Annotated in this window: 21 protein-coding genes; all 21 read right to left on the minus strand. The window is 71.9% G+C overall.

The window, feature by feature from the left end; genetic code table 11:
- Positions 1 to 91: 91 nt before the first annotated feature.
- The gene (gene gmk / locus FM110_RS02390) at positions 92 to 676 is read right to left on the minus strand and encodes a guanylate kinase (RefSeq protein ID WP_087102312.1); all 585 of its coding nucleotides are present in this window, start codon (positions 674 to 676) and stop codon (positions 92 to 94) included.
- Positions 673 to 999 (minus strand): integration host factor, actinobacterial type, encoded by a 327-nt coding sequence (gene mihF / locus FM110_RS02395; protein WP_087102314.1) that lies wholly within the window; start codon positions 997 to 999, stop codon positions 673 to 675. The genes gmk and mihF overlap by 4 nt, the downstream gene beginning before the upstream one ends.
- Before the next feature lie 259 nt (positions 1,000 to 1,258).
- The gene (pyrF, locus tag FM110_RS02400) at positions 1,259 to 2,161 is read right to left on the minus strand and encodes an orotidine-5'-phosphate decarboxylase (RefSeq protein ID WP_087102316.1); all 903 of its coding nucleotides are present in this window, start codon (positions 2,159 to 2,161) and stop codon (positions 1,259 to 1,261) included.
- Positions 2,158 to 5,523, minus strand: a complete 3,366-nt coding sequence (carB, locus tag FM110_RS02405; protein ID WP_087102318.1) for a carbamoyl-phosphate synthase large subunit — start codon at positions 5,521 to 5,523, stop codon at positions 2,158 to 2,160. Before carB ends, pyrF begins: the two co-directional genes overlap by 4 nt.
- On the minus strand, positions 5,523 to 6,758 hold the full coding sequence (gene carA / locus FM110_RS02410; RefSeq protein ID WP_087102319.1) for a glutamine-hydrolyzing carbamoyl-phosphate synthase small subunit: 1,236 nt from the start codon (positions 6,756 to 6,758) through the stop codon (positions 5,523 to 5,525). The genes carB and carA overlap by 1 nt, the downstream gene beginning before the upstream one ends.
- The gene (locus tag FM110_RS02415; RefSeq protein WP_200810149.1) at positions 6,755 to 7,366 is read right to left on the minus strand and encodes a PH-like domain-containing protein; all 612 of its coding nucleotides are present in this window, start codon (positions 7,364 to 7,366) and stop codon (positions 6,755 to 6,757) included. Before FM110_RS02415 ends, carA begins: the two co-directional genes overlap by 4 nt.
- Entirely contained in the window at positions 7,363 to 8,661 is a 1,299-nt protein-coding gene (locus FM110_RS02420) for a dihydroorotase (RefSeq protein ID WP_087102321.1), read from the minus strand. Before FM110_RS02420 ends, FM110_RS02415 begins: the two co-directional genes overlap by 4 nt.
- Before the next feature lie 2 nt (positions 8,662 to 8,663).
- Complete coding sequence (locus FM110_RS02425) at positions 8,664 to 9,617, minus strand: aspartate carbamoyltransferase catalytic subunit (protein WP_087102324.1); 954 nt, start codon at positions 9,615 to 9,617, stop codon at positions 8,664 to 8,666.
- Positions 9,614 to 10,189 (minus strand): bifunctional pyr operon transcriptional regulator/uracil phosphoribosyltransferase PyrR, encoded by a 576-nt coding sequence (pyrR, locus tag FM110_RS02430; protein WP_087102326.1) that lies wholly within the window; start codon positions 10,187 to 10,189, stop codon positions 9,614 to 9,616. The genes FM110_RS02425 and pyrR overlap by 4 nt, the downstream gene beginning before the upstream one ends.
- Before the next feature lie 85 nt (positions 10,190 to 10,274).
- The gene (gene nusB / locus FM110_RS02435) at positions 10,275 to 10,793 is read right to left on the minus strand and encodes a transcription antitermination factor NusB (RefSeq protein ID WP_234991849.1); all 519 of its coding nucleotides are present in this window, start codon (positions 10,791 to 10,793) and stop codon (positions 10,275 to 10,277) included.
- Between the two features lie 2 nt (positions 10,794 to 10,795).
- Positions 10,796 to 11,353 (minus strand): elongation factor P, encoded by a 558-nt coding sequence (gene efp, locus FM110_RS02440; protein ID WP_087102327.1) that lies wholly within the window; start codon positions 11,351 to 11,353, stop codon positions 10,796 to 10,798.
- A 157-nt stretch (positions 11,354 to 11,510) separates the two neighbouring features.
- Positions 11,511 to 12,116, minus strand: coding sequence for a MarR family transcriptional regulator (locus FM110_RS02445; protein WP_087102328.1), 606 nt, complete (start codon positions 12,114 to 12,116; stop codon positions 11,511 to 11,513).
- 105 nt (positions 12,117 to 12,221) lie between these two features.
- On the minus strand, positions 12,222 to 13,826 hold the full coding sequence (locus FM110_RS02450; protein WP_087102330.1) for an ABC-F family ATP-binding cassette domain-containing protein: 1,605 nt from the start codon (positions 13,824 to 13,826) through the stop codon (positions 12,222 to 12,224).
- Positions 13,827 to 13,995: 169 nt separating this feature from the next.
- On the minus strand, positions 13,996 to 14,241 hold the full coding sequence (locus FM110_RS02455) for a hypothetical protein (RefSeq protein ID WP_087102331.1): 246 nt from the start codon (positions 14,239 to 14,241) through the stop codon (positions 13,996 to 13,998).
- A gap of 18 nt (positions 14,242 to 14,259) precedes the next feature.
- On the minus strand, positions 14,260 to 14,784 hold the full coding sequence (locus tag FM110_RS13665) for a hypothetical protein (protein WP_143276220.1): 525 nt from the start codon (positions 14,782 to 14,784) through the stop codon (positions 14,260 to 14,262).
- A 256-nt stretch (positions 14,785 to 15,040) separates the two neighbouring features.
- Entirely contained in the window at positions 15,041 to 15,382 is a 342-nt protein-coding gene (locus FM110_RS02465; RefSeq protein ID WP_087102360.1) for a metal-sulfur cluster assembly factor, read from the minus strand.
- 32 nt (positions 15,383 to 15,414) lie between these two features.
- Positions 15,415 to 16,173: a Fe-S cluster assembly ATPase SufC gene (sufC, locus tag FM110_RS02470; protein ID WP_087102336.1), complete on the minus strand. Its 759-nt coding sequence runs from the start codon at positions 16,171 to 16,173 to the stop codon at positions 15,415 to 15,417.
- A gap of 29 nt (positions 16,174 to 16,202) precedes the next feature.
- On the minus strand, positions 16,203 to 16,538 hold the full coding sequence (locus tag FM110_RS02475) for a non-heme iron oxygenase ferredoxin subunit (RefSeq protein WP_087102338.1): 336 nt from the start codon (positions 16,536 to 16,538) through the stop codon (positions 16,203 to 16,205).
- Between the two features lie 2 nt (positions 16,539 to 16,540).
- Positions 16,541 to 17,884 carry a Fe-S cluster assembly protein SufD gene (sufD, locus tag FM110_RS02480; RefSeq protein WP_087102340.1) on the minus strand — a complete coding sequence of 448 codons (1,344 nt, stop codon included), beginning with the start codon at positions 17,882 to 17,884 and terminating at the stop codon, positions 16,541 to 16,543.
- Positions 17,884 to 19,311, minus strand: coding sequence for a Fe-S cluster assembly protein SufB (sufB, locus tag FM110_RS02485; RefSeq protein ID WP_087102342.1), 1,428 nt, complete (start codon positions 19,309 to 19,311; stop codon positions 17,884 to 17,886). Before sufB ends, sufD begins: the two co-directional genes overlap by 1 nt.
- Positions 19,308 to 20,102, minus strand: a complete 795-nt coding sequence (locus FM110_RS02490; protein ID WP_087102362.1) for a helix-turn-helix transcriptional regulator — start codon at positions 20,100 to 20,102, stop codon at positions 19,308 to 19,310. The genes sufB and FM110_RS02490 overlap by 4 nt, the downstream gene beginning before the upstream one ends.
- Positions 20,103 to 20,254: the final 152 nt, after the last annotated feature.

Raw genomic sequence — 20,254 nt, forward strand, 5'->3', positions numbered from 1 at the left:
GCACGAGGGGCGGGCGGGGCGGGGCGCGTGAGATCGCGCACCCGCGGCGAGCGGCGGTGCGCTCGCGGCCAGGCGCGAACGGGCGGTGGGCTCAGAGGACGCCGATCACGCGCGCGAGCTCGTCGGTCGCGCGATCGAGATCGTCGTTGACGATCGTGACGTCAAACTCGGACTCGGCGGCGAGCTCCTGGCGAGCGGTCGCGAGGCGGCGCTCCCGCTCCTCGGGTCCCTCGGTGCCGCGCCCGACGAGGCGCGCGACGAGCGTGTCCCAGTCCGGCGGGGCCAGGAAAACGAAGCAGGCGTCGGGCAGGGTCTCGCGGACCTGGCGCGCCCCGGCGAGGTCGATCTCGAGCAGCACGGGGCGCCCGGCCTCCCGGGCCTCCTCGACGCTGCGGCGCGGGGTGCCGTAGCGGTGGCGGCCGTGGACGACTGCCCATTCGAGCATCTGGCCGTCCTCGACGAGCCGCGTGAACTCCTTGTCGGAGACGAAGCGGTAGTGGACCCCGTCGATCTCCCCGGGACGGGGCGCCCGGGTGGTCGCGGAGACGGACAGCCAGATCTGCGGGTAGCGGCGCCGGATCGCGGCCGAGACCGTGCCCTTGCCGACCGCCGTCGGCCCCGCGAGGACCGTGACGGGTCGCGGGGCCGACGAGGCGGATGGAGAGGTGGGGCTCACTCGGAGAAGTGCGCGATGAGCTTCTCGGCCTGGTGGGAGCCGAGACCGCGGACCTTGCGGGACGGCGAGATGCCGATCTCCTCCATGATCTGCTGCGCCTTGACCTTGCCGACGCCCGGGAGCGACTCGAGCAGGGCGGTCACGCGGAGGCGCCCGATGACCTCGTTGGACTCGGCCTCCTTGATGACCTTGGCGATCTCCTCGCCGCGTCGGCCGGTGGAGTCCTTCAGACGGGCCTTGATGGCCGCGCGCTCACGTCGGGCCTCGGCGGCCTTCTGGAGCGCCTCGGCGCGCTTCTCGGGAGAGAGAGGAGGGAGGGCCACGGTGATACCTCGCTGTTCATCAGGTGCGTGCGTCGGTTGGCGTGCGTCGGAGCTGGACAACAGTGCCGGAGTTCCGTGCTGCCGTCGGTGCAGGACAGCGCGGACATCCGTCCATGCGGCCGGGCCCGCGTCGCGGTCCCGCGTGCGTGGGACGACAATAACCCGTTCCGGCCGCATCGCGTGAGACCAACGGCCGTTTTCTCCCGATCGGGCGCGCCCGCCCCGTCCGTGCGGGCCGGATCCGCTCGACCTGTCGGGCTCAGAGGGCGTAGTCGCGCCGCAGGGCGCGGGCGGCAGCGCGGAGCGAGTCCGGGTCGGGCCCGGCGGCGAGCAGGGCCCGGGAGACGCTCACGAGCACGCGCTCCGCGGCCGCGCCGAACACGGCGGCCCGTTCGGCGGGCCCCGCCCCCTGGGCGCCGAAGCCCGGGGCGAGGATCGGCGCGCTCCCCGCGGACAGGTCGATGCCCAGGCGCTCGAGGGCATCTCCCACGGTCGCGCCGATGACGAGGCCGACGCTCCCCCAGCCGGACTCGCCCTGCGCGCGCTCACGGGCGCCGTCGGCCTCCGCGAGGGCGATGATGCGTGCGGCCACGGCCGTCCCCTCGGCCTCGCGGGCGTGCTGGACCTGCGCCCCGTCCGGGTTCGAGGTCAGCGCGAGGACGAAGACGCCCTTGCCGTGATCGGCCGCGAGGCCGATCGCGGGCCGCAGGGCGCCGTAGCCGAGGTAGGGGCTCGCGGTGATCGCATCGGCCTCGAGCGGCGCCCCGGCGCGCAGGTGCGCGTCGGCGTAGCCGCCCATCGTCGAGCCGATGTCCCCGCGCTTGACGTCGAGGATCGTCAGCAGGCCGCGCTCGCGGGCTGATCCGAGGAGCTCCTCGAGCACGGCGACGCCCGCCGAGCCGTGGCGCTCGAAGAAGGCCGACTGCGGCTTGATCGCCGCGACCTCACCGCTCGCCGCCTCCACCACGGTGCGCGAGAAGACGCGCAGGCCCTCGGGGGTGTCGGGCAGCCCCCACGCCTCCAGCAGCGCGGCGTGCGGGTCGACGCCGACGACGACGGGGCCGCGCTCGGCGACCGCCGCCTGCAGGCGGGCGCCGAAGCGCTCGTCGACGCCCGCGCCGAGGCCCACGCCGAGATCCGCGTTCGGGGCGGCGGCCGTCATGCGGCGTCCCCGGCCGCGGCCGCCGCGCGGCCCTCGGCGAGCATCTGCCCGTGCTCCTGCATGCTGCGCACCGCGAACGGACCCTGCGGGAGGGACTCGATCGCCTGCACCGCCGCCTGGAACTCCTGCAGCGTGGTGATGATCGGGACGTCGACGCTCGTGGCCGCGGCCCGGATCTCGTAGCCGTCGTGGCGCGCCGCCGAGCCCGTGGGCGTGTTGAGCACCAGGCCGATCTCGCCGCGCTCGATCCGGTCGATGATCGTCTCCCCCTCCGCGACCTCGGAGGCCTTGCGGGTGATGGTGCACGGCACGCCCGAGCGCGCGAGCACCTGCGCGGTGCCCGTCGTCGCGATGATCTCGAAGCCGAGGTCGGCCAGGCGCGCCACCGGGAGCACCACGGAGCGCTTGTCGCGGTCGGCGACCGAGACGAAGACCGCGCCGGAGGTGGGCAGGCCCTGCCCGGCGATCGCGAGCTGCGACTTCGCGAAGGCCCGCGGGAACGTCGAGTCGGTCCCCATCACCTCGCCCGTCGAGCGCATCTCGGGGCCGAGCAGGGAGTCGACGCTGCGACCGCCGGCGGTGCGGAAGCGCTTGAAGGGCAGCACGGCCTCCTTGACCGCGATCGGCGCGCCGTCGGGCAGGTCCATGCCCTCCCCGACGGCAGGGAGCACACCGGCGCCGCGCAGCTCGGCGATCGAGCGTCCCGCCATGACGAGGGAGGCGGCCTTCGCGAGCGGAACGCCCGTGGCCTTGGAGACGAAGGGCACGGTGCGCGAGGCCCGCGGGTTGGCCTCGAGCACGTACAGCGTGTCCTGGGCCAGGGCGAACTGGATGTTCAGCAGGCCGTGGACGCCGACGCCGCGGGCGATCGCCTCGGTGGACTCGCGGATGCGGGCGCAGACCGCGTCGGACAGCGACACGGGCGGCAGGGTGCACGCGGAGTCGCCGGAGTGGATGCCGGCCTCCTCGATATGCTCCATGATCCCGCCGAGGAACAGCTCCTCGCCGTCGAACAGGGCGTCGACGTCGATCTCCGTCGCGGTGTCGAGGAAGCGGTCGATGAGGATCGGCGCCTCGGCGCGGCCGCCCGCCGGGAGGTTCCGGCCCACGTAGTCGATGAGGCCGGCCTCGTCGTACACGATCTCCATGCCGCGGCCGCCGAGCACGTAGCTCGGACGCACGAGAACAGGGTAGCCGACGCCGCGGGCGACCTCGATCGCGTCGGTGAGCGCCCACGCGATGCCGTACGGCGGCGCCGGCAGCGACGCCTCGGCGAGCACGGCGCCGAAGGCGCCGCGGTCCTCGGCCGCGTCGATGGCCTTGGGCGAGGTGCCGATGATCGGCAGCCCGGCCTCCTCGAGACGGCGGGCGAGCGAGAGCGGGGTCTGGCCGCCCAGCTGCACGATGACGCCCGCGACCGGGCCGGCCGCGAGCTCGGCCTCGTAGACCTCGACGACGTCCTCGAAGGTGAGCGGCTCGAAGTAGAGCCGGTCGGCGATGTCGTAGTCGGTCGAGACCGTCTCGGGGTTGCAGTTGATCATCACGGTCTCGTACCCGAGCCCGCCCTCCTCCTCGGGCAGGGAGAGCGCGAGCGCGGCGTGGACGCACGAGTAGTCGAACTCGATGCCCTGGCCGATGCGGTTGGGGCCCGAGCCCAGGATCAGCACGGCCGGCTTCTCACGGCCCTCGACCTCGGTCTCGTCGTCGTAGGCGGAGTAGTGGTACGGGGTGCGCGCGGCGAACTCCGCCGCGCAGGTGTCGACCGTCTTGTACACGGGGTTCACGCCGAGGGCCTCGCGGACGCCCTTGATGACGTCGCCGGAGACGCCGCGCAGCTGGCCCAGCTGGTCATCGGAGATGCCGTGGCGCTTGGCCCGGCGGATCAGGCGCCCATCGAGCACGCGGGCCTCGCGCACGTCCTCGGCGACCTCGGCCACGAGCAGCATCTGGTCGAGGAACCAGCGGTCGATCGCCGTGGCCTCGAAGACCCTCTCGATGAGCGCATCGGCGTCCACGCGACCGCAGGCCGCGGCGCGCAGGACCCGGGCGAGCGACACGAGGCGGCCGTCGGTGGGGATCCGCGCGGCCTCGATGCGCTCGGTGATCTCCTCGTCGTCCGGGGCCTCGCCGGAGTAGTCGACGACCGCGCCCCTGACGTCCAGGGACCGCTGGGCCTTGCCGAGGGCCTCGGTGAACGAGCGCCCGATGGCCATGGCCTCCCCGACGCTCTTCATCGTGGTGGTCAGCGTCGGGTCCGCGGCGGGGAACTTCTCGAAGGCGAAGCGGGGGATCTTCACGACCACGTAGTCGAGGGCGGGCTCGAAGCTCGCCGGGGTCGTGCCCGTGATGTCGTTGCGGATCTCGTCGAGCGTGTAGCCGATCGCCAGGCGCGCGGCGATCTTCGCGATCGGGAAGCCCGTGGCCTTCGAGGCGAGCGCCGAGGAGCGGGAGACGCGCGGGTTCATCTCGATGACGACGACGCGGCCGGTCTCCGGGTGCACGGCGAACTGCACGTTGCAGCCGCCGGTGTCGACGCCGACCTCGCGGATGATCCCGATGCCGAGGTCGCGCAGGCGCTGCAGCTCGACGTCGGTCAGGGTCATCGCCGGGGCCACCGTCACGGAGTCGCCGGTGTGGACGCCCACGGGGTCGACGTTCTCGATCGAACAGACGACCACGCAGTTGTCGTGGCGGTCGCGCATGAGCTCGAGCTCGTACTCCTTCCACCCCAGGATCGACTCCTCCAGGAGCACCTCCGTGGTGGGCGAGTAGTGCAGGCCGTCGCCCGCGATGCGGCGCAGGTCCGCCTCGTCGTACGCCAGCCCCGAGCCGAGCCCGCCCATCGTGAAGGAGGGGCGCACCACCATCGGGTAGCCGAGCTCGGCGGCGGCCGCGCGGCACTCGTCCATCGTGTGGCAGATCTGCGAGCGTGCGCTCTCGCCGCCCACGGCCTCGACGACGGACTTGAAGCGCTGGCGGTCCTCGGCCTTGTCGATCGCCTCGATGCTCGCGCCGATCATCTCGACGCCGAACTCGGCGAGGATCCCGCGCTCGTCGAGGGCGATCGCGGCGTTCAGGGCGGTCTGGCCGCCGAGCGTCGGGAGGATCGCGTCGGGGCGCTCCTTGGCGATGATCGTGCGGATCACGTCGGGGTCGATCGGCTCGATGTACGTGGCGTCCGCGATCTCCGGGTCGGTCATGATCGTGGCCGGGTTGGAGTTGACGAGGATGACGCGCAGGCCCTCCTCGCGCAGCACGCGGCAGGCCTGGCTGCCCGAGTAGTCGAACTCGCAGGCCTGGCCGATGACGATCGGGCCGGAGCCGATCACCAGGACGGACGAGATGTCGTCGCGACGGGGCATCAGTTCTCCTCGGGGGCGTGGTCAAAGGCGGTGGCGGCGGCAGCGGCACGGCGCTCCCGCACGAGGTCCGCCAGACGGTCGAACAGGTAGGAGGCGTCGTGGGGGCCCGACGCCGCCTCGGGGTGGTACTGCACGGAGTACGCCGGCAGGTCCAGGCAGCGGATGCCCTCGACCACGTCGTCGTTCAGGCCGACGTGGGAGACCTTCACCCGGCCGTAGCGGCCGCCGTCGTGCGGGGCGGTGTGCTCGCCGGTGATCGGGATGTCGACGGCGAAGCCGTGGTTCTGGGCGGTGATCTCGACCTTGCCGGTCTCGACGTCCAGGACCGGCTGGTTGATGCCGCGGTGGCCGTAGCGCAGCTTGTAGGTGCCGAAGCCGAGCGCACGGCCGAGCAGCTGGTTGCCGAAGCAGATGCCGAAGTAGGGCAGACCGGCGTCGAGCACGGAGCGCAGGAGCTCCACCTGGGCGTCGGCCGTCGCGGGATCGCCGGGGCCGTTGGAGAAGAACACGGCATCCGGCTCGAGGGTGCTGAGCTCGGCGAACGTGGTCGAGGCCGGCAGCAGGTGCACCCGCAGACCGCGGGCGACCATGTGGCGCGGGGTCGCGCCCTTGATCCCGAGGTCGATCGCGGCGACCGTGCCGACGGCCTCCCCCTCGGGCTCGAGGACGACCGGCTGGGCGATCGTGACCTCGTCGACGAAGCTGGCCCCGGTCATCGTCGGCTCCGTGCGGACGCGCTCGAGCAGGTCCTCGGTGCTCGCGCCCTCGAGGGCGCTGCCGGAGAAGACGCCGCCGCGCACCGCGCCCTGCTCGCGCAGGTGCCGGGTCAGGCGGCGCGTGTCGATGCCGCTGATCCCCACGACGCCGGAGTCGGCGAGGAGGTCGTCGAGGCTCTGCTCGCTGCGCCAGTTCGAGGCGCGTCGGGAGGCGTCGCGGACGGCGTAGCCGCGCACCCATACGCGGCCGGACTCCATGTCGGTCGCGTTCGCGCCGGTGTTGCCGATGTGCGGGGCGGTCTGCACGACGATCTGCCCCGCGTAGGACGGGTCGGTAAGCGTCTCCTGGTAGCCGGTCATGCCGGTGGCGAAGACGACCTCGCCCAGGCGCTCGCCGCGGGCGCCGTAGGCGTCGCCCTCGAAGAGGGTGCCGTCCTCGAGCAGCAGGACCGCGGGCTCGGGGGCGCCGCGGCGGGCGGGCGCACCCCCGACAGCGGGGCGTTCGGGTGCGGGGCTCATGCGTTCTCCTCGGTCTCGGAGCGGGTCGGGTCGGGGGCGGTGCCGTGTCCGTGCGGCGGCGCGGGCGGCAGGGGCACGGGGGCTGCGGGCGGATCGGGATCGTGAGGGACGCCGAGCTGGGCGGCGCGGGCCAGCAGGGCGTCCTGGCCGGAGGCGTCGTCGAAGCGGAGGCCGGTGTCCACGAGGGTCTCGCCGAGGCGCCAGCGCACCACGGCCAGCGCCTCACCGCCCATCCACTTGCCGATCATGCCGCCGGAGGTGTGCACGGAGGCGACGGCGTCCCAGGGGATGAGCAGGTCCTCGGCGCCCTCGCGGCCGATCTCGAGGAGCGGGGTCCCGGCGTCGTCCAGGTCCGAGACGGTCGCGCGGGAGCGCGGTCCGAGGCCGTGCGCCGTGACGCGCTCGAGGGACTGGGCGGCGAGGGTCGTGGTGACGTAGACGCCGCGCCCCAGCAGGGTGCCGGTGAGCGCTCTGCCCCCGGCGATCGGGACGTACGGCTCCCCCAGGGCCTCCTGGCGCCGGGCGCGGCGGCGCCAGCCGACGAGCATCGCCAGCAGGATCAGGACGAACAGGGCGAGCAGGGCGAGGACGGGCGGCAGGTACCTCACGCCCGCGCCACCGGCTCCCCGTCGCGGACGGTGGGTCGGCCGCGCAGCAGCGTGAGGACGTTGCGGCCCGGCAGCTCCTGCCCGCGGTAGGGCGAGTTCGTCGAGCGCGTCGCCTGCTCCTCGGGGACGACGACGGAGGTCGGGCGCGGGTCCCACACCAGGAGGTTCGCGGGCTCCCCCACGGCCAGGGGCCTGCCCTGCTGCTCGTCCCGGGCGATCGCCGAGGGGGTCTCGGACAGCACGCGCGCGACGTCGCGCCAGCTCAGGCGCCCGGTGTCGACCATGGTCGCCTGCAGCACCGGCAGCGCCGTCTCCAGGCCCGTCATGCCGAACGCGGCGACGTCCCACTCGCGGTCCTTCGCGTCGCGCGGATGCGGGGCATGGTCGGTGGCGACGATGTCGATCGTCCCGTCGGCCAGGCCCGCGCGCACGGCCTCGACGTCGGCCTCGGTGCGCAGCGGCGGGTTGACCTTGAAGGTCGCGTCGTAGCCGCGGGCGCGCTCGTCCGTCAGCAGCAGGTGGTGGGGCGTGACCTCGGCCGTCACGTCCACCCCGCGCTGCTTGGCCCAGCGGACGATCTCGACGCTGCCGGCGGTGGACAGGTGGCACACGTGCAGGCGGGAGCCGACGTGCTCGGCCAGCAGCACGTCGCGCGCGATGATCGACTCCTCGGCGACCGCGGGCCAGCCGGCGAGGCCGAGCTGGGCGGAGACGACGCCCTCGTGCATCTGGGAGCCCTCGGTCAGGCGCGGGTCCTGGGCGTGCTGGGCGATCACGCCGTCGAAGGTCTTGACGTACTCGAGCGCCCGGCGCATCAGCACCGGGTCGTGCACGCACTTGCCGTCGTCGCTGAACACCCGCACGCGGGCGCGGGAGGCGGCCATGGCGTCGAGCGGGGCCAGGGACTGCCCGCCCAGGCCCACGGTCACGGCGCCGATCGGGCGGACGTCGCACCATCCGGCCTCCTCGCCGCGCGCGTGGACCTGCTCGACCACGCCCGCGGTGTCCGCGACGGGGTCGGTGTTGGCCATCGCGTGGACGGCGGTGAAGCCGCCGAGCGCGGCGGCCCGCGTGCCGGTCTCGACGGTCTCGGCCTCCTCGCCGCCGGGCTCGCGCAGGTGGGTGTGGAGATCGACCAGCCCGGGCAGCAGGATGCAGCCGTCGGCCTCGACGACCTCGGCGTCCTCGGGCGCCTCGAGGTCGGCGCCGATCGCGGCGATCACGCCGCCTGCGACCAGCACGTCCGCCGCGTCCTCCCCGTACGGCCTCGCTCCGCGGATGATCAGTGCGCTCATGCTCAGGTCTCCTCGGAGGTCGATGCCAGCAGGTGGTACAGGACGGCCATGCGGACGCTCACGCCGTTGGCGACCTGCTCGGTGATGACGCTGCGCCGTCCGTCGGCGACGTCGCCGGCGATCTCGAAGCCGCGGTTCATGGGCCCGGGGTGCAGCACGATCGTGTGCTCGGGCAGGCGGGCGGCGCGGTCCGTCGTGAGGGCGAAGCGGCGCGAGTACTCCCCGGGCGTGGGGAAGAAGCCCCCGCCGATCATCCGCTCGCGCTGGACGCGGAGCATCATGACGGCGTCGGGCTGGGCGGCCAGGGCATCGTCGAGGTCGTACAGCACCTCGCACGGCCAGATGTCCGCGCCGACGGGGACGAGCGCGGGCGGGGCCACGAGCGTGACCTCCGCGCCCAGCAGCGTCAGCAGCAGCACGTTCGAGCGGGCCACTCGGGAGTGGAGCACGTCGCCCACGATCACGATGCGCCGACCGGCGAGGTCGGCGCCGAGGCGGTCCTCCCCGACCAGGTGGCGGCGGAGGGTGAAAGCGTCGAGCATCGCCTGGGTGGGGTGCTCGTGCGCGCCGTCGCCCGCGTTGACGATCGGCTGGTCGATCCAGCCGGCGTGGGCGAGCAGGTGGGCGGCGCCGGAGGAGGACGAGCGGACGACGACCGCGTCCGCGCCCATCGCCTGCAGCGTGAGCGCCGTGTCCTTGAGGGACTCCCCCTTGGACAGGCTCGAGCCCTTGGCGGAGAAGTTGATGACGTCCGCGGAGAGCCGCTTGGCGGCGGCCTCGAAGCTGATGCGGGTGCGGGTCGAGTCCTCCATGAAGAGGTTCACGACCGTGGTGCCCACCAGGGTGGGGAGCTTGCGGATGGACCGCGACTGCGTCTCGGCCATGTGCTCGGCGGTGTCGAGGACGGAGATCGCCTCTGCCCGCGAGAGGTCGGCGATGGAGATGAAGTGCTTCATCGGGCGCCACCCCCGCTCGCGCCGGCCGGTCGGACGATGCGCACGGCGTCCTCGCCGTCGGTCTCCGTCAGGTGCACGGAGACGCGCTCGGAGCGGGACGTGGGGAGGTTCTTGCCGACGTGGTCGGCGCGGATCGGCAGCTCGCGGTGGCCGCGGTCGACGAGGACGGCCAGGCGCACGGCGGCGGGGCGGCCGATCGCGGCGAGGGCGTCGAGGGCCGCGCGGATCGTGCGCCCGGAGTAGAGGACGTCGTCCACCAGCACGACGGTGCGGCCGTCGACGCCGCCGCGCGGGATCACGGTCCGCTGGGGCTCGCGCGTGGGGTGGGCGCGCAGGTCGTCGCGGAACAGGGTGATGTCGAGCTGCCCCTGGATCTCGGCGGGGCCGCGGTCCTTGCCCTCGGCCTCGCAGATGCTGCGGGCGAGGCGCTCGGCCAGGGGGACGCCGCGGTGCGGGATCCCCAGCAGGAGGACGTCGTCGGCGCCGTGGCCGGACTCGATGATCTCGTAGGCGATGCGGGTCAGCGCGCGCCGGATCTCGTCGGGGCCCAGCACGGTGGTCGCGTCGGTCATGGAGCTGTCTCCCTTCCACGCCTCACGGGACGTGTCGTTAAAGGGCGGGGGGTCCGTCGGTGGTGCAGTCTAGGCCCTCGCGGGCTCAGGCCAGCAGGTCCTTCATGTCGGCGAGACGCTGCAGGAGGGCGTTGACGAAGCGCGGGGAGTCCTCGGTCGAGAGCTCCCGGGCGACGGAGGTCCATTCGCCGATCACCGGGCCGACCTGATCGGCCGGGGTGTCGAAGAGGATCTCCGCGGCGCCGACGCGCAGCAGGGCCCGGTCGACGGCGGGCATGCGCCGCAGCGGCCAGTCGCGGCTGTGGGTCTCGAGCTGCTCGTCGATCTCGGCGGCGTGCTCGGCCTGCAGTCGCACCAGGGCGGCGGAGCGCTCCGGGAGCGGGGTCTGCGCGGCCGTGCGCACGCGGCGCTCGTCGAGGACGTCGAGGACGGCGGCGCCGCGGGCGTCCGCCTCGTACACGACGTCGAGCGCGCGGACGCGCTCACGGGTGCGGGAGGACAGGCGCTTGGTGTTGGCGGGGTAGGTCCGCAGGAGCTCGACCTCCTCCCCCTCCCGACCGGGGATGGGGAGGTTCAGCGGATCCGGGGTGCGGGGCTCGGACACGGTCAGGCGCGACCGAGGTAGTCGCCGCTGCGGGTGTCGACCTTGACCTTGGTGCCCTGCTCGAGGAACAGCGGGACCTGGATCTCCTTGCCGGTCTCGAGCGTGGCGGGCTTGGTGCCGCCGGAGGAGCGGTCGCCCTGCAGGCCGGGCTCGGTGAAGGAGATCTCGAGGACCACGCTGGCGGGCAGCTCGACGTACAGGACGGTGCCCTCGTGGAAGGCGAGGATGACGTCCTGGCCCTCCAGGAGGTAGTCCTTGGCGTCGCCGACGACGGCCTCGGTGACGCTCGTCTGCTCCCAGGTGGAGGTGTCCATGAAGACGTACATGTCGCCGTCCATGTAGGAGTACTGCATGTCGCGGCGGTCGACCGTGGCGGTCTCGACCTTGAGGCCGGCGTTGAAGGTCTTGTCGATGGTCTTGCCCGACAGGACGTTCTTGAGCTTGGTGCGCACGAAGGCGGGGCCCTTGCCCGGCTTGACGTGCTGGAACTCCGTGACGCTCCAGAGCTGACCCTCGAGGTTCAGGATCATTCCGTTCTTGAGGTCGTTCGTCGTCGCCATGGCTCTCCTCGTGGGTGCGCGCTTCTCGCGCGGGGCTGTCGGTGCGCGCTCGGTGGTGCGGCGCCGTTCCGGGTGGGGCTGCAGGGCCCGACGGACCCGGTGCACGGCCCCTTACGATACAGCGCTCGCGCCCTCGCCACGGGCCGACGGGTCGCGCTCAGCTCGTGAGGTCGATCATCGCGAGCAGCCGCTGCACGAGGGAGTCGGCGGCGCTCTCCTCCCGCCAGCCGCTCGTCTTGAGCGAGCGCGAGACGGTCTGCTGGGTCACGCCGAGGTGCTCGGCGATCTGCGCCTGGGTCCGCGACGGGTCCTCGCGGAGGGCGCGGACGGTGCGCCACTGACCCGTGTTGCGGGTGCGGTTCATCCAGCCGATGAGGCGCAGCACGGCCTGGGCGTCGGCGGCGGTCCCCTCGTGGCGGGTGTCGGCGGCGCGCACGACGATCGGCACCTGACTGGTGCGACGGGCCTCCTCGAGGGCTTCGCTCGAGGCGCGCAGCGCGGGGCCGCGGGCCTCGCGCACGCTGGTGGGCAGGGGCGTCTCGACGGCGCCGATGCCCAGGCCGATGCTCCACTGGCCCAGCTCAGCGGCCGCGCGGACGGCGTCGAGGGCCGCGTCGGCGCGGTCGACGAGCACCTGGGCCTCATCGCCGCGGGTGCGCTCGGCGGCGCAGCGGGTCGGGACGCGCTCGAGCGCCGCGAGCAGCTCGGGGATGCGGTCGCCGTTCTTCGTGGAGCCGCGCTGGTCGTAGGTGATCGCGAACATGCGCTCACCCTAGAGGAGCCGGCGCGCTCTACAGCGCAGGCGCGCTGTACCGCGCTTCACAGCCTCACGCATGCGTGGCAGCAGGAGGCCCCCGGCTGCTCGGGATCAGGCGAGCTGGATGAGCTCCTCGTAGGACGCGTTCCAGAGATCCTCGACCGCATCGGGCATCACCAGCACGCGCTCGGGCGAGAGCGCCCGAACGGCGCCGGGGTCGTGCGAGACGAGCACGACCGCGCCCTCGAAGGAGGCGAGCGCCCCGAGGATCTCGGCGCGCGAGGCCGGATCGAGGTTGTTGGTGGGCTCGTCCAGCAGCAGCACGTTCGCGCCGGAGACGACGAGGGCCGCGAGCGCGAGCCGGGTCTTCTCGCCGCCGGAAAGGACCCCGGCGGGCTTGTGCACGTCGTCGCCGGTGAAGAGGAAGGAGCCGAGGATCTTGCGGGCCTCGACCTCGGGCATGTCGCGGGCCGCGGTCATCATGTTCTCGAGCACCGTGCGGGAGTCGTCGAGGGTCTCGTGCTCCTGGGCGTAGTAGCCGATGCGCAGCCCGTGGCCGGGGATGACGCCGCCGGTATCGGGGTCGTCGACCCCGGCGAGGATCCGCAGCAGCGTGGTCTTGCCCGCTCCGTTGAGCCCGAGGATCACGACGCGGCTGCCGCGGTCGATCGCGAGGTCCACGCCGGTGAAGATCTCGAGGCTGCCGTAGGACTTCGAGAGGTCCTCGGCCATGAGCGGGGTCTTCCCGCAGGGGGCGGGCTTGGGGAAGCGCAGGGAGGCCACGCGGTCGACCTGGCGCTCCTCCTCCACCGAGCTCATGAGCCGCTCGGCGCGCTTGAGCATGTTCTGGGCGGCGACGGCCTTGGTGGCCTTGGCGCGCATCTTCTCCGCCTGCGTCGTGAGCGCGGTGGCCTTCTTCTCCGCGTTCGCGCGCTCGCGCTTGCGGCGCTTCTCGTCGTCCTCGCGCGCCTGGAGGTACTGCTTCCAGCCCATGTTGTAGATGTCGATGACCTGCCGGTTGGCATCGAGGTAGAACACGGTGTTGACCACCTGCTCCACGAGCTGCACGTCGTGGGAGATGACGATGATCCCGCCCTTGAAGCCCTGCAGGTACTCGCGCAGCCAGACGACCGAGTCGGCGTCGAGATGGTTCGTCGGCTCATCGAGGATGAGGGTGGTGGCCTGGGAGAACAGGATGCGGGCGAGCTCCACGCGGCGGCGCTGGCCGCCGGAGAGCGTCTTCAGCTCCTGCGTGAGGATGCGGTCGGGCAGACCGAGGTTCGCGGCCATGCGCTTGGCCTCGGACTCGGCGGCGTACCCGCCCTTGGTGTCGAGCTCGGCGTCCAGGCGCGACCAGCGGTTCATCGCCTTCTCGCGCTGGGCGTCCGAGATGCTCATGTCCGCCATCTCGTGCTCGGCCCGGCGCAGGCGCTCCATCAGCTCGTCCAGGCCGCGGGCGGAGAGGATGCGGGCCAGCACGCTCTGCTCGGGGTCGCCCGAGTGCGTGTCCTGGGGCAGGTAGCCCAGCTCGCCGCGCAGATCGACGCTGCCGGCGGCCGGCTGCAGCGTCCCGGAGAGGACCTTCGTGAGCGTGGTCTTGCCGGCGCCGTTGCGGCCGACGAGCCCCACGCGGTCGCCGTCTCCCACCTGGAATCTCACGTCGGACATGAGCAGGCGCGCCCCGACGCGGATCTCGAGGTCATGGACGGTGATCACAGGCGCGCTCCCGGTGCGGGTGGAGGGTCAAAAGGCCGCTCGAGTCTACGGCCGGTCGCCGCGCGGGGCACGGGAGATCCCCCGCAGCGGGCGCGGATGTGAGCGGCCGCACGCGCGAGCGCCCTGGAGCGGCGGGCTCCAGGGCGCTCGGCGGCGCGCTCGGGGGTGCTCAGCAGGGGTTGTACGTGAAGGCGAGCGGGGAGATGTACACGCCCTGGTCCCCGTCGATGGACGAGGACGAGGCGGAGGTGGTGTTGTAGTACGTGATCGTGATCGACGTGACCGTGCCAGAGACGGTGAACTTGGCGTTGCCCGCATCGCTGCTGGCCTCGTCGATGCGGGTGTTCGTACTGATGGAGGTGGCGGTTCCTCCGCTGGACTGGACGTAGAGGCTGTTGGTCGGGGTCGACACCACGACGCCGGAGACTGTGACCTAGTCTCTGAAGTCCCTTGCCGCCGAATCGATGTCGGCGATCGTGAAGCTCAGCCCCGTGACGGGCTTGGAGAAGGTGAACGTCACCGTCTGGGAGTTGGCGGGCGTCGCAGTTTCGGTCTTCAGGTGGTCTTTGATCGGCGACTGGTGCAGCGCCAGGGTGTTCGAGAACCCCCCACGGGACGTCGAAATGCCCCGGAGATTGTCGTCCCTCGTCTTCAGCTGGTTACCGGCCTGGGTATTTGTGCCGAAGGCGGAGGACACCTTTACGGTCATCCCCGTTCCGCGGCCCGCTCCGTCAGGATCCGGGACGGTGTACGTGCCTGACGTCGACGACGCCTGCTTGTAGTTGGCTCCTGCCCACTCAGTGATCGTCGACACCGGGTTGCAGCTCGCCGCGTACGCCGGTGCCGCGTAGGACGCGGCGGCAGCGGGCATGGCCCACAGCGCGCCCTTGGTGATCGCGCGGCGAGTCGGAGCCGAAGAAGGTGCTCCCTCCGGCTTCTGAATATGGTCGACACTCATGGGTTCCGCCTTTTGCAAACTCTGCCCCCCCCCGGTCTCCCGCGGGCGCAACGGCGCAGAGAGCGCCCTCGGGAATATCATGCCTCACGCCCATCCCGCGCCCCAGGACCTACAGGCCAATCGCCCGAGGCCTTCGTCACCTCTGGTGCCGCACATGTCCACGACAGCCTGTTCGCCTGGCAGAAGAAGTTCGAAGCGAGGGCGGCACCGGTCCCCGGTGCCGCCCTCCCCTCGTCCTGCGTTCCGTCTCAGACGGTCACAGGTTGAAGCCGATCGCCCGCAGCTGGTCGCGGCCGTCCTCGGTGATCATCTCCATGCCCCACGGCGGCATCCACACCCAGTTGATGCGGTGGGACTCGGTGATCGGGTCGAGCGCCGCGAACGTCTGCTCCTCGAGCACGTCGGTGAGCGGGCAGGCCGCGGACGTCAGCGTCATGTCGATGACCGCCTCGCCCTGATCGACCTTCACGCCGTAGACCAGCCCGAGGTCCACGACGTTGATCCCGAGCTCGGGGTCGATCACGTCCTTCATGGCCTCGATGACCTGCTCCTCGGTCACGTGCGCGTCGGCCGCCTCGACAGCGCCGTCGGCCGGGATCGCGGCGCTCTCCGCGGCGCTCTCCTCGGCGGTCACTCGGCACCCGCCAGGAAGCGCTCGTACCCCTCGGCCTCGAGGCGCTCGGCGAGCTCGGGGCCGCCCTGCTCGGCGACGCGGCCGTCGACGAACACGTGCACGAAGTCGGGCTTGATGTAGTTGAGGATCCGCGTGTAGTGCGTGATGAGCATGACGCCCAGGTCCGTGTTCGCCTTGGCGCGGTTCACGCCCTCGGAGACGATGCGCAGCGCGTCGACGTCCAGGCCCGAGTCGGTCTCGTCGAGGATCGCGATGGAGGGCTTCAGCAGCTCCATCTGCAGGATCTCGTGGCGCTTCTTCTCCCCGCCGGAGAATCCCTCGTTCACGTTGCGGTCTGCGAACGCCTCGTCCATCTTGAGATCGGCCATCGCGGACTTCACGTCCTTGACCCAGGTGCGCAGGGCCGGCGCCTGCCCGGACACCGCGGTCTTGGCGGTGCGCAGGAAGTTCGAGACGGTCACGCCGGGGACCTCGACGGGGTACTGCATCGCGAGGAACAGGCCCGCGCGGGCGCGCTCGTCGACGCTCATCTCCAGGACGTCCTCGCCGTCGAGCATCACGCTGCCGCCGGTGATCTCGTACTTGGGGTGTCCGGCGATCGAGTACGCGAGGGTGGACTTGCCCGAGCCGTTGGGGCCCATGATCGCGTGGGTCTCGCCGCCCTTGATGGTCAGATCGACGCCCTTGAGGATCTCCTTGGTGCCCTCGGGCGTCTCCACGGTCGCGTGGAGGTCCTTGATCTCGAGGATCGACATGTCTTCGTGCTCCTTGCTGGGGGTGTGAGTCAGGGGGTGACGGGCGCGGAGAGGTCCACGCCGATGGTTCCGGTGACCGGGTCCACCTGGACCGGGTACACGGGGACGGGCGCCGTCGCAGGCAGCTGCCGCGGGCGTCCGGTGCGCAGGTCGAACTGGCTGCCGTGCTTCCAGCACTCCAGGGCCCCGTCCTCGACGTCTCCGTCGGACAGGGGCACCTCGGCGTGGGAGCAGACGTCGCCCAGGGCGTGCACGTCCCCGTCGCTGTCGCGCGCGAGCGCGATCTCGAGGCCGTCGACCTCGACCCCGAGGACCGCGCCGGGGGCGAGGTCCGCGAGGGAGGCGACGGGGACGAAGGAGCCCATGGTCAGTTCATGCTCCGCTCGAGCTCGGTCTCGATGGACGCCGTGAGGTGCTCGCGGATCTCCGGGACGTCGATCTGCTGGATCAGCTCGGCGAAGAAGCCGCGGACCACCAGGCGCCGCGCCTCCAGCTCGGGGATGCCGCGGGCGCGCAGGTAGAACAGCTGCTCGTCGTCGAAGCGACCGGTGGCGGCGGCGTGGCCGGCGCCCTCGATCTCCCCCGTCTCGATCTCCAGGTTGGGGACAGAGTCCGCACGGGCGCCGTCGGTGAGCACGAGGTTGCGGTTGAGCTCGTAGGTGTTCGTGCCCTCGGCCTCCTTGCGGATCAGCACGTCGCCGACCCACACGGAGCGCGCGCCCTTGCCCTGCAGCGCGCCCTTGTACGTCGAGTTCGAGGTGCAGCGCGGGGCCGCGTGATCCACGAACAGGCGGTGCTCGAGGTACTGGTCCGCGTCCGCGAAGTACAGGCCCAGGTTCTCGATCTCCGCGCCCGGCTCGACGAGCTCGCCGATCACGTCCACGCGCACCGCGCGCCCGCCGAGCGAGACCACGATGTGCTTGAGGCGCGCGTCGCGGCCCAGCTTCGCGTGGTGGGTGGTGATGTGCAGCGCGTCATCGTCCCAGTCCTGCAGGGCGATCACGGTCATCGAGGAGTTGGCGCCGACGATCAGCTCGACGTTCTCGGCCATCTGCGCGCTGCCGCGGTGGTCGAGCACGTAGGTCGCGACCGCGGACTCCTCGGTCTCGAGCACGATGTGCGCGTTGCCGCGGCGCTCGGCGCCCTGCCCGGTGATGGTCACGCGGGCGGGCTCGGCGATCTCCGCGTTCCGCCCGGCCCGCAGGTGCAGGGCGTCGGCGCAGCGCGCGGAGGCGACGGCGGAGACGATGTCCTCGGGCACGAGGGCGGTGCCGCGCGGGGCCTCCCCCGGGGCGAGCGTGCTCGCCTCGACGCCCTCGGGCGTGTCCACGTCGTAGGTGACGGGATGGTCGTCCTCGCCGCGCACGTCGGTCTCGGCGTCCTCGAACAGGGGCGCGAGCACGCGCAGCGGGGTGAAGCGCCATTCCTCCTGCTTGGAGGTGGGGCGCTCGAAGTCGGAGACCTCGAAGGACCGCGGGCGGTGGGCGCGCGTGGTCTTCTCGGCCTTCGCGCCGTCGCCCGGCAGGGCGATGCCCTCGGACTCCAGCTCGGCGCCGGAGTGGTCGGTCACGGGGCCGTCCGCGGCCGCCTCGCTCAGCTCCTGCTGTGCGGGGACGGGCGCGACGCCCGCCGCTCCCCCGGCGGCCTCGTTGGCGCGGGGATCGCCCGCGCTCTCGGCACCGGTTACGTCGGTCATGTCGGACGTCGTCATCAGCCGACGGCTCCTTCCATCTGCAGCTCGATCAGGCGGTTCAGCTCGAGGGCGTACTCCATGGGCAGCTCGCGCGCGATGGGCTCGATGAACCCGCGCACGATCATGGCCATGGCCTCGGTCTCCTCCATGCCGCGGCTCATCAGGTAGAAGAGCTGCTCCTCGGAGACCTTGGAGACGGTGGCCTCGTGGCCCATCTGGACGTCGTCGACGCGGACGTCGACGTAGGGGTAGGTGTCGGTGCGGGAGATCGTGTCCACCAGCAGCGCGTCGCACAGCACGGTCGAGGCCGAGTGCTCCGCGCCCGGCATGACCTGCACGAGGCCGCGGTAGGACGAGCGGCCGCCGCCGCGCGAGACCGACTTGGACACGATCGAGCTCGACGTGCGGGGCGCCATGTGCACCATCTTCGAGCCGGTGTCCTGGTGCTGGCCCTCGCCCGCGAAGGCGATCGAGAGGGTCTCGCCGCGGGCGTGCTCGCCCATCAGCCACACGGCCGGGTACTTCATGGTCACCTTGGAGCCGATGTTGCCGTCGACCCACTCCATCGTCCCGCCCTCTTCGACGGTGGTGCGCTTGGTGACGAGGTTGTACACGTTGTTCGACCAGTTCTGGATGGTCGTGTAGCGCACGCGGGCGTTCTTCTTGACGACGATCTCGACGACCGCGGAGTGCAGCGAGTCGCTCTTGTAGATCGGCGCGGTGCAGCCTTCGACGTAGTGCACGTAGGAGCCCTCGTCGGCGATGATCAGCGTCCGCTCGAACTGGCCCATGTTCTCGGTGTTGATCCGGAAGTACGCCTGCAGCGGGATCTCGACGTGGACGCCCTTGGGGACGTACACGAAGGAGCCGCCGGACCACACCGCGGTGTTCAGCGCGGAGAACTTGTTGTCGCCGGCGGGGATGACGGAGCCGAAGTACTCCTCGAAGATCTCCGGGTGCTCCTTGAGGCCGGTGTCGGTGTCCAGGAAGATCACGCCCTGGGCCTCGAGGTCCTCGCGGATCTGGTGGTAGACGACCTCGGACTCGTACTGCGCGGCGACGCCGGCCACGAGACGCTGCTTCTCGGCCTCGGGGATGCCCAGGCGGTCGTAGGTCTCGCGGATCTCCGCGGGCAGCTCCTCCCAGGTGGCGGCCTGCTTCTCCGTGGAGCGCACGAAGTACTTGATGTTGTCGAAGTCGATGCCCGACAGGTCCGCGCCCCACGTGGGCATGGGCTTCTTGTCGAACAGCGCGAGCGCCTTCAGGCGGCGCTGCAGCATCCACTCCGGCTCGTCCTTCTTCGCGGAGATGTCGCGGACGACGTCCTCCGACAGTCCGCGGCGCGCCGAGGCGCCCGCGGAGTCCTGATCGTGCCAGCCATAGGCGTAGTTGCCGATGGACGAGATGATCTCGTCCTGGCTGAGCTGCTCGGGTGCACTCGTCATGAGGTCCTTCCCTCCGTGAGCGGGATATGGGTCGTGCAGGCGTGGGCGCCGCCTGCGAGCGTGGCCAGACGCTGGACGGGGACGCCCAGCATCCGCGAGATCGCGCGGGTCTCGATGTCGCAGAGCTCGGGATGCTCCGCGGCGAGGTCCTGGACAGGGCAGTGGCCCTGGCACAGCTGTGCGGTGACGACGGTGCGCGGGCGCGCGCCGCGCCGGGACGGAGCCTCCGGGACGTTCACCGTGAGGGGTCGCACGGTGGTGGCGTAGCCGAGCTCGCTGAGGAGCTCGGCCAGCAGCTCGGTCCTCGCCGACGCGTCCAGGGGGCCGGACGTCGCCTCCGCCGCCGCCAGGCGCGCGGAGAACTCCTGTCCCCAGGGGGCGACGCGCAGCTCGGCGAGGGACTCGACGGCCTCCCGTCCGCCGAGGCGGGCGAGCTGGTCGATGGCCAGCAGGGCGAGGTCGTCGCCCTCCCGGTCCTCGCTGCGCGGTGCGACGGCGATGACGAACGACTTGCTGGGGCGTCCGCGCCCGCGCTGCGGGACGGGGACGTCGTGCTCGACGATCACGCCGTCGGATTCGAGAGCGGCGAGATGGCGACGGACCGCGGCGCTGGTGAGCCCGAAGCGCTCCGCGAGCGCGCGGGCCGTGATCGGGCCGTGGGTGGTGATCGCCTCGACGAGGCGGTCCCGTGTGTCGCGATGGGGCTCGGGCGCCTCGACGCCCGATGCTGCGGGGCGTCCCGTCGCCTCGGTGCGACCGGGTGCGTCGAGATGGTCCGTGCTGGTCGTCATGGCCTCCCCTTCCGCGTGGTCGTCGCCGTCGCCATCCATTTTAGGAACAAACGCTTGCGAAAATCGAATGCTCTCCGGCCTGCGGCGATGCGTGTCACTCGCCACTCCCTCCCCAGGCACCCCCTCCCCTATGCTCCAGTTTTCAACTCGCG

Origin of the sequence: Brachybacterium nesterenkovii (assembly GCF_900163655.1) — a bacterium.
GTDB classification, from domain to species: domain Bacteria; phylum Actinomycetota; class Actinomycetes; order Actinomycetales; family Dermabacteraceae; genus Brachybacterium; species Brachybacterium nesterenkovii.